A 13,300-nucleotide genomic window follows, 5' to 3' on the forward strand; every position below is an offset into this window, starting at 1 on the left:
CATGGCCGGCTATCTCGCTTGCGCGCCCGCGAACGCCGAGGAAGCGGTTCGATTTCAAAGCGCGGCGGTCGCGCCGACGCCACTTCAGATGCGCAATGCGCAACAAAACGGGCAAGCGCTCAAAGCTGTTCCAGGCACGCCATTGAATGGCTATCTGACGCGGCCGCCGGGCGAGGGGCCGTTCCCGGCTGTCGTGGTTCTTCACGGGTGTACGGGTCTATCCCCGGATGTAAAGAAAACCTTGTCAGAGCGGCTGTCTTCCTGGGGGTACGTCTCCCTCTTTGTCGACAGCTTCAGCACCCGCGGCATTCGCGAGACGTGTGATGGCAAGCCGCTTGCCGATCGCGTCTATGACGCCTACGGCGCCTTGGAGTTCCTGTCGAAATACAGTTTTGTCGATCCGCGGCGCATAGCGTTGGCGGGGTCCTCCGCTGGCGGAACCACAACGCTCGAGGCCGTGCAATCCGGTGGCGCCGAGCATCTTATGGAGCGCAAGTTCAAGGCGGCGATTGCCTATTATCCGAATTGTTCGGCAACGAATGGCGACATGGCGGTCCCGACCTTGATCCTGATCGGCGAGCTCGACGACTGGACACCCGCCAAAAAATGCCTGGGAATGATGGCCCGTCGCAATGGCAAGGGAAGCGCGGTGCAGCTCGACGTCTTCAAGGGCGCCCGTCACGCATTTGCCTCGCCCGGATCGAAGACTGGCGGCGAGGACTATGGTCACCGGGTGGAGTACAATGCGGCTGCCGCCGAGCAATCGATAACCGACGTACGCGTCTTGCTGAAAGAAGCGTTCGGCGGCTAGCGCTGCGCGTCGGTCGCCATCTTCAGGGCCAGCGCCGTCAGCACCGTTCCCATCATCCAACGCTGGATGACCAGCCACAATGGCCGGCCGGCAAGGAAAGATGCAATCGAGCCGGCCGTCACGGCGATGATGGCATTGACGCTCAGGCTGATCGATATCTGCGTCGCGCCGAGCACCAGAAGTTGCGACAGCACATGGCCCTTGCCGGGACTGATGAATTGCGGCAGCAGCGACAGATAGAGCACGGCCACCTTGGGATTGAGGAGATTGGTCATCAGCCCCATGGCGAACAGCTTGCGCGGCCTGTCCTTCGGCAAATCGCGCACCTGGAACGGCGAGTGTCCGCCAGGCTTCACCGCCTGCCAGGCCAGCCACAAGAGATAGAGCACGCCGGCAAAGCGCAGCGCATCATAGGCGAAGGGCACGGCGAGCAGCAGTGCGGTGATGCCGAACGCAGCCGACACCACATAGAACAGGAAGCCGACCGCAACCCCGCCAAGCGAGATCAGCCCGGCCTTCGGCCCTTGGGACAGCGAGCGCGAGATCAGGTAGATCATGTTCGGGCCCGGCGTCAGCACCATGCCGAGGCAGACCAGCGCGAAGGCGATATGATTGGCGGTGTCGGGCATTGTTCGTCCCCAAGGCTCGTCGCGGCGTGTCGCGATGGATGCGGGCGATCTCGCGAGCGCGCAATATGTGCCCGTCACGGCAGGCGCCCGCAAGGGCTTGGCGGCGCCACGCGTTGCGCCAGGGAAGCTTTAGCCGACCACCCGCAGGTTCGACAGTTCGTTGCCGATTTCCTTGAAATCGTTCGACAGGCTGGCCCCGGTCGCATTCCAGAACAGCTTCGCCGGCTTGCTCGGATCGGTCGGGTCCTTTCGGAAGCGCGACTCCGACGAGCAGGATTTCAGCGCATCGATCGCCAGCTTGTCGCTGGCCTTGGTCGTCGACAGGTCGAGCGCCACCGTCATCACCATGATGTTGGCCGCCTTGGCGTTGTTGCAAAGCGTCGCCATCTGCTCGTTGAGTGCGTTCGTGTAGTTGCCGTTCGAATAGTCGAACTGACCGATGGCGGTCGATGTGCCCATGAACATCCGCCCGACCGAGGTGCCGTTGTAACCGGGGTTGAGATAGCCGTAGGACGCATAAGTCGATTTCGAGTCGGCGGGATCTGAATAACTCAGCGAGGATGGCGTATAGTAGGTGTTGGCGCCGTCGGTCAAAACGATCACCACCTTGTCGTTGCCCTTTTCCGTCTCCAGGCGCCCTTGCGTGAACGGCTCGCCGCTCGAAACCACCCGCCAGCCCCACGCCATGCCTTCGGGAACATTGGTGCCGCCATTCGGCTGCATCAGGTCGATCGCGGCCTTGATCGCGGTGGCTCCATCGGTGACGCTGACATCGGTCAAAGGCGTGATCGCATTGGTGGTGCAGCTGTAGTTCGGGCCGTTGCCGGTGGGCAACGCCGGCGCATTGATCGGCCGCGGCTGGAAATACTTCGCCATGTTGCGCAGCCGTGATTGGCCGCTGGTGCTTGAAGGATCGTCATTCCACCAGCTGTTCACCGCACCATAGGTCACCGGGGCGGCCTCGTCGGGATCCTGGGTGAGCTTCCAGTGATTGCCGGGTTCGTCCGGGGCGAACATCGGCACGAACATCGTTGCCGGATCGCCGACGCCGATGCCGGTGTTGGCCGAGCCGCCGGACGGCGGGGCGTCGTTGACATTATAGGGGTAGGGCCGGGCTTCGACGCAGCCCTGCCAACTGGCGAACGGGCCATAGGTATCGACGTAGTCGTACTCGTTGTGGCTGCGTTTGCAGGTGTTGTTCGAATAATATTCGTCGCACACCACGCGCTTGCTGTTGACGACACGCTCGTGGTTGGTGACCACCTGCATGTCGCGGTAGAGCGAAAACCGGGTCAGCATCTGGCCTTCCTCGCTGCCCCAGCCGGCGCCGCGCTTGTACCAGATCCCATTGGTCTTCTGGGCGTATTTGTCGGCGGCGTTCAGCGTCGACCAGTCGAAATTCTCGTTCGACACCGGGGACAGGCCCTCGGTGTCCATCCACGATGCGTTGCCGTTGCCAGACCCCACATTCACCGAGGCAGCGAACGGCACGAGGCCGAATTGCACCGGTCTGTCGACCTGCTTGATCATGACCGCCTGCTGGGCAAGCGTGTCGACCAGCTGCTTGGACGCAGTCTTGAGGAGGTCGATGCGTTTTTGGCCCGAGCCCGTGCCGAGCGTTGTCATCGACCCGGAATTGTCGAGCACCAGGGCAACTTCGAGCGTGTTCTTCAGCCGCACCTGAGAGGTGACGTCGAAGCTGATGCTCTGGTTCGCATCGGTTGCGGATTTGCCGACGAGCTGGGCGAAGGCAGGATAGAAATAGGGCTTGTAGTTCAGCCGGGCGGTCATCTTGAGCAAGCCGCCGCCTGCGGTGTTGCTGGGCAAGGTGACATTGAGCGTCGCGTTGGCGGGATTGAGATCGTTCAGGTTGGCATTGAAGAAGTCGAGCGCATAGGCTCTCAACTGGTCGTCGGTCGCGCCTTCCGTCAGCCGGCGTGCCGTGGCGAAATTGGCGGCGTCGAGCGCGTTCGTCACCATCTGCTTTTCGCGGTTCATTTCCGTGAAGTCGATCGCGAGCGCCAGGCCTCCCATCAGCGGTATCATCGCCACGGCTGTCATGAGAGCATAGTTGCCGCGCCTGTCGCGGCGGAACTGACGCCAGATTTCATGCATGTCTTGCAGCGGCCCCCGCCGGCGGATTCTCGATTGGCGCCAGCTTTTCACAAAACGCTGAAGGACGGGTTTGGGAAACCGCTCTATTGCTTGGTTGGCACTTCACCAACCGCTAACCAATCCAGAGCCTGCGGCCCCGATCCCGTTCAAAAGCAAAACGCCCTGCCGGGGCAGGGCGTTCATAAGGGCAAACCCGCCGATCAGCTGACGATGCGCAGGTTGGACAGCTCGTTGCCGATCGCCTTGAAATCGTTGGACAGCGTTGCCCCGGTCGAATTCCAGAACAGTTTCATCGGCTTGCTGGGGTCCGTCGGGTCCTTGCTGAAGCGGGAATCCGAAGAGCAGGCCTTCAGCGCATCCATCTGCGTTTTTTCCGCGGTATTGGTGGCATCCAGGTCGAGCGCGATGGTCATGACCATGACGTTGGCGGCCTTTGCGTTGTTGCAGAGCGTGGTGAAATGCTCATTCATCGCCTTCGTGTAGTTGGCGTTGGAGTAGTCGCTCTTGATGACGCTGCTGCTGGTCCCCAGGAACATGCGGCCATAGCTGTAGCCATTGCTGTAAGGCGTCACATATCCCAGCGCGGAATAGATCGCCTTGTTGCCGGCGAGGTCATTGGCGCCATAGTTGTAGTTGGTGCCGGAATAGGTCTGCGCAATCACTGAATCCGGCGTGTAGTAGGTGTTGGCGCCGTCGGTCAGAACGATCAGCACCTTGTCATTGCCTCTTTCGGTCTCGGGTCGGCCCTCGGTGAAGGGAGCCGTGCTGGAAAGCGTCCTCCAGCCCCAGGCCATGCCTTCCGGCACATTGGTGGCGCCGTCCGCGGCCATGGCATCGATGGCTGTCTTGACCGCGCTCGCGCCGGCTGTCGTGGAGACATCGGTCAACGGTTTGATCGGCGTGGTGCTGCAGCTCGTGTTCGGGCCGGCGTCCATGCCGTAGCTGGGTGTAACCGTGGTGGAGCCCGGATCGGCGAAATACTTCGGCATGAAGCGCTGGCGTATGGCGCTGCTGCTGTTCGACGTGACGTCGGTACGCCAATTGTTGTTGGCGGGGCGGCTATTGCTGTCGGTGAGGTCGGTTTCATCGGGCGCAAACATCGGCACGAAAAGCGTTGCCGGTGTTCCGGTCGCTGCGGGAGTGTCATTGATATTATACGGATAGGGCCGGGATTCGACACACCCTCCCCAAGACGCGACACTGCCATATGTTGCCGGTGTCGTCGTCGTCGTGCAGCCCCTCCAGGTACATGTCGTGCTCGTGGAACTCGCCGTCACGACGCGCTTCATCTGGTTGTAGATGGAGAAGCGGGTCAGCGGCAGGTCTTTCTGGGTAGCGTCCCATCCAGTGCCCTTGGCGTACCAGACGCCGGCGATGTTCTGGGCATATTTGGTGGACGAGTAGGACGAACTCATGCTCGTCCAGTCGAAATTCTCATGATGGATCGGCGAGATGCCGGTGGTGTCCATCCATGCCGCAGAGGCATTGCCCGGATCGACATTCACCGAGGCGGCGAAGGGGACGAGGCTGAATTGAACCGGCTTGCTGACCTGCTTCATCAACTGGGCCTGGCCGGCCAATTGGTCGACCAACTGCTTGGCGGCGTCCTTGAGCAGGTCGAACCGGACCTTGTTGGAACCCTTGCCGAGTTCCTTCATCGAGCCGGAATTGTCGAGCACCAGCGACACTTCCAGCGTGTTCTTCAGGCGCACTTCCGAACATGTGTTGAAGGCCATCGTGGTGGCGTTGCCGCTGGTGCCGCCCGCCAATATCTTCGCTGTCGGCAGGAAGTAGGGCTTGTAGGTCAGCGTGCCGCATAGCTTCAGTGTTCCGCCGCCGGTGTTGTTGTTGGGCAGCGTCACGGCCAGCGTGGTGTTGGCCGGATCGATATGCGCGAGATTGGCCTCGAAGAAATTCTTGGCATAGGCTATGGCTTCGGCGTCGGTGGCGCCGGCAACGATCTGCTGGGCGGTGGCGATGCCCGCGGCATCCAGTGCGTTCAGGGCGTTTTGCCGCTCGCGCACCATTTCCGTATAGTCGATGCCGATCGCCAGGGCACCCATGAGCGGCACCATGGCAAGGACGGTCATCAGCGCATAATTGCCGCGCCGATCGTTTGCAAATTTCCGGATCATGCCTTTATCCACCCCCCGCCAAATCAAATTGGTGGTGACTGTGTCATAAATCGTTAAATTTCAGGTTGCCGGAATATATCCAAGGTCGAGCCTCGCTTTCAAAGCTCGTTAACCAAACCATCTGGTGATGGTTTCCGCCGCCGAATGGAGCACCCATCGGCGGACTGCCGGCCCTCTGCGCGATCTCCATGCGACACCCGGGCGAAAGCTGGTGACAGCATGGGCCGGTTCGGATAATTCGGACCGGTCGCGGCGAACCGTCGGCCGCGGCGCTCGCAACGGATCATATTGAAGGGAACGACATGGCGGATTCGCCTGAAATCGTCGGCTCGCTCGAAGATGTGTCGAAAGCCTATTCGGCAATTCTTTGCGATGTCTGGGGCGTGGTGCACAATGGCGAATGGCATTTTCCGGCAGCTGCGGCCGCGTTGGCGGCGGCAAGGGCGGCTGGTATTCCCGTTGTCCTCATCACCAATTCGCCTCGCCGCAGCGCCGATGTCGTGGCTCAAATGAGCGCGATCGGCGTTCCGCCGTCAGCCTATGACCGTGTGGTGACCTCGGGCGACGTGACCCGCGACCTGATCGCGGAAGGTCCACGCAAAGTCTTCCACATTGGCGCCGACCGCGATCTGAACCTCTATGACGGCCTCGATGTCGAGCTCGTCGAGGAATTCGAGGCCACCGGCGTCGTTTGCACCGGGCTGTTCGACGATGAGGTCGAAAAGCCCGAGGACTATGCCGAACTGCTGCGCCGTTTGCGTGCCAGGAACCTGCCGTTCATCTGCGCCAACCCCGATATCATGGTGGAGCGTGGCGAACGGATCATCTGGTGCGCCGGCGCCTTGGCGCGCGACTATGCGCAGCTCGGCGGCCGCACACTGATCGCCGGCAAACCGTACGCGCCGATCTACGCGGTCGCGATGAAGGAAGCGGCCGAGGCTCTTGGCCGACCGCTCGAGCGTTCGCAGGTATTGGCCATCGGCGACGGCATGATGACCGATGTGAAGGGCGCGGCCGACAATGGTTTCGACGTTCTCTATGTCTCCGGCGGCATTCACGCCCGCGACTATGGCGATGCCTTGCAGCCGGATCCGGCAAGGCTCGGCCTCTTCCTGGAACGGCACGGCTATCGCCCGGTGGCCGTCATAGCCAGACTGCGGTAGGTGGCAATGGAAGCCTTTCAGCATCTCTCGGCGACCATGCCGCTGCCCGGCGACCTGAGGGGCGGCGTTGTCGCGATCGGCAATTTCGACGGCGTCCACCGTGGCCATCAGGCGGTGCTCGAACGGGCGTTGGCCGAAGCCGTGCGGCGCGGCGTGCCGGCCCTGGTGCTGACCTTCGAGCCGCACCCGCGAACGATCTTCAGGCCCGACATGCCGTTGTTCGTGCTGACGCCGCCGCCGATGAAGGCGCGGCTCCTGTCGTTGCTGGGCTTTGCCGCATTGGTCGAACAGCCGTTCACGCGCGACTTCGCCTCGCTGTCGGCGGAAGCGTTCGTCACCGACGTGCTGGAAAGGACGCTCGGCATCACGCATGCCGTGACCGGTTTCGATTTCCATTTCGGCAAGGACCGCCAGGGCGGTCCGGCCTATCTCATGGCGGCCGGCGAGCGCCATGGCTTCGGCGTCACGCTTGTCGACGCCTTCCGGGACGAGGGCGCCGAGGTGGTCTCGTCAAGCCGGATCCGCGCTTTGCTCTGCGATGGCGAGGTAGCCGAGGCGGCCGGCCTGCTCGGCTATCGCTTCACGGTGGAAAGCGAGGTCGTCGGTGGCCAGCAGCTCGGGCGAACGCTCGGTTTTCCGACGGCGAACATGCGGCTTCCCGCGGAAGCCGCCCTCAAGCAAGGGATCTATGCCGTCCGCTTTCGGCGCGCCGACGGCACGCTGCACGACGGCGTCGCCAGTTTCGGCCGCCGTCCGACCGTCGACGAAAATGGCGCACCGCTGCTGGAGACCTTCGTCTTCGATTTCTCAGGCGATCTTTATGGCGAGATTTGCCGGGTGTCGTTCTTCGGCTTCCTGCGCAGCGAGATAAAATTCGACGGGCTCGATGCGCTGGTCGTGCAGATGAAGCGCGATGAAGCCGAGGCAAAGGCGCTGCTGGCCGGCGTCAAACCGCTTTCGGAGCTGGACAGCGCGATCGCTTTCTGACGGTCCTTGGCTGAAATCACGGGAAAACGCCAACGACTGTGAAACAGTTCATCGAAGTCGGTTGGCGGGGCGCCCAACACTCGTTGATGAAAATCGACCTGTTCGTCTGGGGCGTGGTGATCGTCTGCGCAGGCTTGTTCATACTTTGCGATGGGCTGAGCGCGCATTGGGGCAAGACCGGCAGCGGCCGCAGCCTGGCATATGTCATGCTGCTGTCGCCGCTCTCCTACTGGGCCTTTGCCTTCATCAACACACGACTGGATCTTGCCGTGACCGGGGCTCTGGTCAACACCATCGTGGTCGCCGGCGCCGTGCTGGTCGGTGCGGTCGTCTTCAAGGAAGAGGTATCGTCGCTGCAATATATTGGAATTGCATTCGCGCTGATCTCGGTGACGCTGCTCAACCTCGCCTGATCATCTACTTCTTCAAGGCAAGCCCGACCGCGATGAAGGTCCAGCCCTGGAAAATCAGGTCGATCGCCAGGAATAGTCCGAGCACCCACAGGCTGTTGACCGGCCAGCCCATGGCGATGATCAGGCCGGCGAGCACGCTGATGAAGCCTGCCGCGACGATCCAGCCCCAGCCGCGTTCCGGGCGGTGACTATAGCCGACCCAGGCCCTGAGCGCGCCGGAAGCGACAAGCGCAACGGCCAGCAGGAAGGTCAGCACTGCCGATGCGAGCAATGGATTGTCGAAGGCGAAAAATCCGGCGACAGCGTAAAGCAGTCCGCTGAGCAGCCAGTAGAAGAAGCGGCCCCAGGTCTTGACGCCGAACGCATGCATGATCTCGATGATGCCGGCCACCAGCATCAGCCAGCCGACGACATAGACGGAAGCCACCGTGGCGATGAACAGATTGCCGAAGGCGATGCCGCCGAGGATCAGCAGCAGCACGCCCAGACCGACGAACCATCCCCACTTGTCTCGCGTCTGGCCGATCGCGTTCTTCAGTGTATCGCCGTGCAGGGTCATGTCGCCACCTCCATTGAGGACCGCCAGCATGCAACAAAGTTATTCCTGGCGCCGATCCGCGTCCAGCCGATGGCGGACTGGATGGTGCAGGCAATACGAGCCCGATGTCTCGTCCTTAAATCAAATTTTACCAAAACCTCTTCAATGCTGTCGCCGAAGGACAGTTGTATCGTGTTAGTGGAGTTGCCATGAGTCCGGTCGGGAAGATTTCTGCAGCCTTGGCAACCGTCATGCTGGCTACCTCAGGCGCCGCCGAGGCCGGCGAGGGCGCTTTCGGCTGGCTGTCCGGCGACTGGTACCTGACGGTCGGCGCCACCGGCATGGTGGCGCCCAATTTCGAGGGCGGCAGGCAGTACCTGCTCAGTGCCTCGCCGATCATTTCGCTGGGCAAGGCCGGTCCGGCGGCTCGCTTCACCTCCCGCAACGACAACATTTCGTTGGCGCTTGTCGACGATGGCAGCGTTCGCGCCGGTCTGACCGGCAAGTTCCTGTTCTCGCGCGACGACAGCAATGCCGACGAGCTGAAGGGTCTCGATCCTGTTCGCTGGGGTGGCGAAGTCGGTGGCTTCTTCGAATTCTATCCGACGGACTGGATGCGCGCGCGTGCCGAATTGCGGCATGGCATCCGGGCCCACAACGGCTTTGTCGCCGATATCGCCGTCGACGCCTTCTACGACGTGACGCCGACCGTCAGGATTTCGGGTGGACCGCGCGTGTCTTTTGCCTCGGCCAATTATTTCGACGCCTACTATGGCGTCGATGCGCAGGAGGCCGTGGCATCGGGCCTGAGCCGGTACAATCCCGGCGGCGGGCTGAAGTCTGTCGGCCTCGGCGGCGCGGTGACCTGGAAAGTGACCGATCCGATGACCGCCAGCCTGTTCGGCGAGTATTCGCGCCTGGAGGGTCCGGCAGCCGATTCCAGCCTGGTCAGGGAACGTGGCGACCGCAACCAGTTCATGGTCGGCGTGTCGACCACCTATCGCTTCGACTTTTCGATGTAGGCGAATCGAACGAGACGCTTTATTCCTGCCGCAGCATCGGCTAAAAGCCCAGCCATGAGCAGCTTTTTGCGCGTTTTCGCGATCGCGATACGAATTACAGGCCCGGTGTTCCGGGCGGCCTGAGCGCCGCCGGAACCGCCGGGAGTTTCGCGCGCGCCCTCGCGCTTTTTCCAGAACATCAATGCATATCGCCCAAAAGTGGGTCCGGTTTTGGGAAACGGTATGCGTCAACCAAAGACTTCAACGCCCCGGCTTTTGTGCCGACGGGCTATGCAGATGGCAGATCAATGACCGACACTGTTGAAACGATCGACTATTCCAAGACGCTCTACCTGCCGCAGACGGATTTCCCGATGCGCGCCGGCTTGCCCGAGAAAGAGCCGGTGCTGGTCAAGCGCTGGCAGGACATGGACCTCTACCGCAAACTGCGCGAGGAAGCCGCCGGCCGCACGAAATACGTGCTGCATGACGGCCCGCCCTACGCCAACGGCAACATCCACATCGGCCATGCGCTGAACAAGATCCTCAAGGACGTCATCACCCGTTCGTTCCAGATGCGCGGCTATGATTCCAACTACGTGCCCGGCTGGGATTGCCACGGCCTGCCGATCGAATGGAAGATCGAGGAGCAATACCGCGCCAAGGGCAAGAACAAGGACGAGGTGCCGGTCAACGAGTTCCGAAAGGAATGCCGTGAATTCGCCGCGCACTGGATCTCCGTGCAGGGCGGCGAGTTCCAGCGCCTCGGCGTCATCGGCGACTTCAAGAATCCCTATACGACGATGGCTTTCCACGCCGAGGCGCGCATCGCCGGCGAATTGTTGAAATTCGCCATGTCGGGCCAGCTCTATCGCGGCTCGAAGCCGGTGATGTGGAGCGTCGTCGAGCGCACGGCGCTGGCCGAGGCCGAGATCGAGTACCAGGACTATGAGAGCGACACGATCTGGGTGAAATTCCCGGTCGTCAGCCTTGCCCGGGAGGTCGCCAATACCGTAGAGCCGGCAAAGCTGACCGAGACGTCGCTGGACCTGCTGGAAGCTCATGTCGTCATCTGGACGACGACGCCCTGGACCATCCCCGGCAACCGCGCCGTCAGCTATTCGCCGCGCATCGGCTATGGTCTTTACGAGGTCACCGCGGCAGAGAATGCCTTCGGGCCGCAGCCGGGCGAGAAGCTGATCTTTGCCGATGCTCTGGCGGAAGATTGCGCGGCCAAGGCCAAGGTCACCTTGAATCGCCTTCACAGCGTTTCGGCTGAACAGCTTGGAAGTCTTACGCTTTCGCATCCGTTCAAGGGTCTTGGCGGCGGCTACGAATTTGCCGTTCCGATGCTCGCCGGCGACCATGTCACCGACGATGCGGGCACCGGCTTCGTCCACACCGCGCCCGGCCACGGCCGCGAGGATTTCGATGCCTGGATGGATTCGGCTGCCAACCTGCGCGTGCGCGGTGTCGACACCGCGATCCCGTTCACGGTCGACGATGGCGGCTTTTTCACCAGGGACGCGCCGGGCTTCGGCCCGGACCGCGAGGGCGGGCCGGCGCGCGTCATCGACGACAACGGCAAGAAGGGGAACGCCAACCAAGCGGTCATCGATGAGCTGATCAAGCGCAACGCGCTGTTCGCGCGCGGCCGGCTGAAGCACTCCTATCCGCATTCCTGGCGGTCGAAGAAGCCGATCATCTTCCGCAACACGCCGCAGTGGTTCATCTACATGGACAAGGACCTTGGCGACGGCACGACGCTGCGCAGCCGCGCGCTGAAGGCGATCGACGACACCCGTTTCGTGCCGGCGGCAGGCCAGAACCGCATCCGCGCCATGATCGAGGAACGGCCCGACTGGGTGCTGTCGCGTCAGCGTGCCTGGGGCGTGCCGATCGCCGTTTTCGCCGACGAGGACGGCAATGTGCTCAAGGACGAGGCCGTCAACCAGCGCATCATGGACGCCTTCGAGACGGAAGGCGCCGACGCCTGGTTCGCGGCTGGCGCCAAGGAACGCTTCCTCGGCAATCACGATGCTTCCCGGTGGCGACAGGTGATGGACATCCTCGACGTCTGGTTCGATTCGGGTTCGACGCATGTCTTTACGCTCGAGGACCGTCCCGACCTGAAATGGCCGGCCGATGTCTATCTTGAAGGTTCCGACCAGCATCGCGGCTGGTTCCATTCCTCGTTGCTCGAAAGCTGCGGCACCAGGGGCAGGGCGCCCTACGACACGGTCGTCACCCATGGCTTCACCATGGACGAGGACGGGCGCAAGATGTCGAAATCGCTCGGCAACACCGTCGTGCCGCAGGATGTGATCAAGCAGTCCGGCGCCGATATCCTGCGGCTCTGGGTGGTGACCACGGATTATTGGGAAGACCAGCGGCTCGGCAAGAACGTGCTGCAGACCAACATCGACGCCTACCGCAAGCTGCGCAACACGGTCCGCTGGATGCTGGGCACGCTCGCCCATGACGATGGCGAGAATGTGCCGCTGGAAGCGATGCCGGAGCTGGAGCGGCTGATGCTGCACCGGCTGTCCGAACTCGACGAGGTGGTGCGCCAGGGCTACGACGCCTTCGAGTTCAAGCGCATCACCCGCGCGCTCATCGATTTCATGGTGGTCGAGCTGTCGGCCTTCTATTTCGACATCCGCAAGGACGCGCTCTATTGCGACGCGCCGTCGAGCGCGAAGCGCAAGGCCTCCGTGCAGGTGGTGCGTCATCTCTTCGACTGCCTGGTGAAATGGCTGGCGCCGATGCTGCCCTTCACCATGGAGGAGGCTTGGCTCGACCGTCATCCCGATGCGGTCTCGGTGCATCTCGACCAGTTCCCGGAAATCCCGGCGGATTGGAAGAACGAGGCCTTGGCGGAGAAATGGCGCAAGGTCAGGCAGGTGCGCCGCGTCGTCACCGGCGCGCTCGAGATCGCGCGTGCCCAGAAGGTGATCGGCTCCTCGCTGGAGGCGGTACCGGTGGTCACGATCAACGACGCGGCGCTCGAGGCGGCGATATCGGATGTCGACATGGCCGAGATGGCGATCACCAGCGATCTCGTCATTGCTCATGGCCAGGCGCCGCAAAGCGCCTTCACCCTGGACGACGTCAAGGGCGTCGCCGTGGTGGTCGAGAAGGCCGAGGATCGCGGCCTGGTCAAATGCGCGCGCTCCTGGCGCTACACGGCCGATGTCGGGCAGGACACGGGATTTCCCGATGTCTCGGCGCGCGATGCCGCCGTGCTGCGTGAACTGAAGGCGCTCGGCCGGCTCTGATGCATGTTACCCAAAAGTGCATGGCGGCTTTTGGGATCACGGCATGCGCGGCCAGAATGCCCGGCATATCGGTGCACAAATACCACGCCGGGCGGTGCTGATCCGCCCGCGCGTTGCCCTTAATGAGTGGTTGAGGTAAACACGCGAAACTCCGGAAGACAAATTGTCGCCGGATTTCCGTCGCAAGTGCTTGGACGATGGGACCGGACACAAGGCCGGTGGCAATCGAA

Annotated in this window: 11 protein-coding genes; 6 read left to right on the forward strand and 5 right to left on the reverse strand. The window is 62.3% G+C overall.

From position 1 onward, the window contains the following. The first annotated feature begins 1 nt into the window (after position 1). Entirely contained in the window at positions 2-811 is an 810-nt protein-coding gene (locus LB568_RS22080) for a dienelactone hydrolase family protein (RefSeq protein WP_224731195.1), read from the forward strand. On the opposite strand, the gene LB568_RS22085 is transcribed toward LB568_RS22080, so the two are convergent. The 3 genes from LB568_RS22085 to LB568_RS22095 form a co-directional block, all read right to left on the reverse strand. Next, entirely contained in the window at positions 808-1,440 is a 633-nt protein-coding gene (locus LB568_RS22085) for a LysE family translocator (protein ID WP_224731196.1), read from the reverse strand. The genes LB568_RS22080 and LB568_RS22085 overlap by 4 nt on opposite strands. A 129-nt stretch (positions 1,441-1,569) precedes the next feature. After that, positions 1,570-3,555 (reverse strand): TadE/TadG family type IV pilus assembly protein, encoded by a 1,986-nt coding sequence (locus LB568_RS22090; protein ID WP_224731197.1) that lies wholly within the window; start codon positions 3,553-3,555, stop codon positions 1,570-1,572. Positions 3,556-3,755: 200 nt separating this feature from the next. Then, positions 3,756-5,690 carry a TadE/TadG family type IV pilus assembly protein gene (locus LB568_RS22095; RefSeq protein ID WP_013896132.1) on the reverse strand — a complete coding sequence of 645 codons (1,935 nt, stop codon included), beginning with the start codon at positions 5,688-5,690 and terminating at the stop codon, positions 3,756-3,758. 302 nt (positions 5,691-5,992) lie between these two features. Between LB568_RS22095 and LB568_RS22100 the strand changes: the two genes are divergently transcribed. The 3 genes from LB568_RS22100 (at position 5,993) to LB568_RS22110 (ending at position 8,253) form a co-directional block, all read left to right on the forward strand. Beyond that, positions 5,993-6,853, forward strand: coding sequence for a TIGR01459 family HAD-type hydrolase (locus tag LB568_RS22100; RefSeq protein WP_224731198.1), 861 nt, complete (start codon positions 5,993-5,995; stop codon positions 6,851-6,853). Between the two features lie 6 nt (positions 6,854-6,859). Next, a complete protein-coding gene (locus tag LB568_RS22105; protein WP_224731199.1) occupies positions 6,860-7,840 on the forward strand; it encodes a bifunctional riboflavin kinase/FAD synthetase in 981 nt (326 codons plus the stop codon). An 86-nt stretch (positions 7,841-7,926) separates the two neighbouring features. Then, positions 7,927-8,253, forward strand: coding sequence for a hypothetical protein (locus LB568_RS22110; RefSeq protein ID WP_049802475.1), 327 nt, complete (start codon positions 7,927-7,929; stop codon positions 8,251-8,253). Positions 8,254-8,257: 4 nt separating this feature from the next. On the opposite strand, the gene LB568_RS22115 is transcribed toward LB568_RS22110, so the two are convergent. Next, complete coding sequence (locus tag LB568_RS22115; RefSeq protein WP_224731200.1) at positions 8,258-8,812, reverse strand: HdeD family acid-resistance protein; 555 nt, start codon at positions 8,810-8,812, stop codon at positions 8,258-8,260. A 230-nt stretch (positions 8,813-9,042) separates the two neighbouring features. Here LB568_RS22115 and LB568_RS22120 point away from each other — a divergent pair, with 230 nt between their 5' ends. Further along, entirely contained in the window at positions 9,043-9,813 is a 771-nt protein-coding gene (locus LB568_RS22120) for a MipA/OmpV family protein (protein WP_224731201.1), read from the forward strand. On the opposite strand, the gene LB568_RS22125 is transcribed toward LB568_RS22120, so the two are convergent. Beyond that, complete coding sequence (locus LB568_RS22125; RefSeq protein WP_224731202.1) at positions 9,789-9,992, reverse strand: hypothetical protein; 204 nt, start codon at positions 9,990-9,992, stop codon at positions 9,789-9,791. The two genes, LB568_RS22120 and LB568_RS22125, sit on opposite strands and share 25 nt — an antisense overlap. 108 nt (positions 9,993-10,100) lie before the next feature. Between LB568_RS22125 and ileS the strand changes: the two genes are divergently transcribed. Continuing rightward, complete coding sequence (gene ileS, locus LB568_RS22130; RefSeq protein ID WP_224731203.1) at positions 10,101-13,070, forward strand: isoleucine--tRNA ligase; 2,970 nt, start codon at positions 10,101-10,103, stop codon at positions 13,068-13,070. Positions 13,071-13,300: the final 230 nt, after the last annotated feature.

This window comes from Mesorhizobium sp. B263B2A, from assembly GCF_020165775.1.
GTDB classification, from domain to species: domain Bacteria; phylum Pseudomonadota; class Alphaproteobacteria; order Rhizobiales; family Rhizobiaceae; genus Mesorhizobium; species Mesorhizobium opportunistum.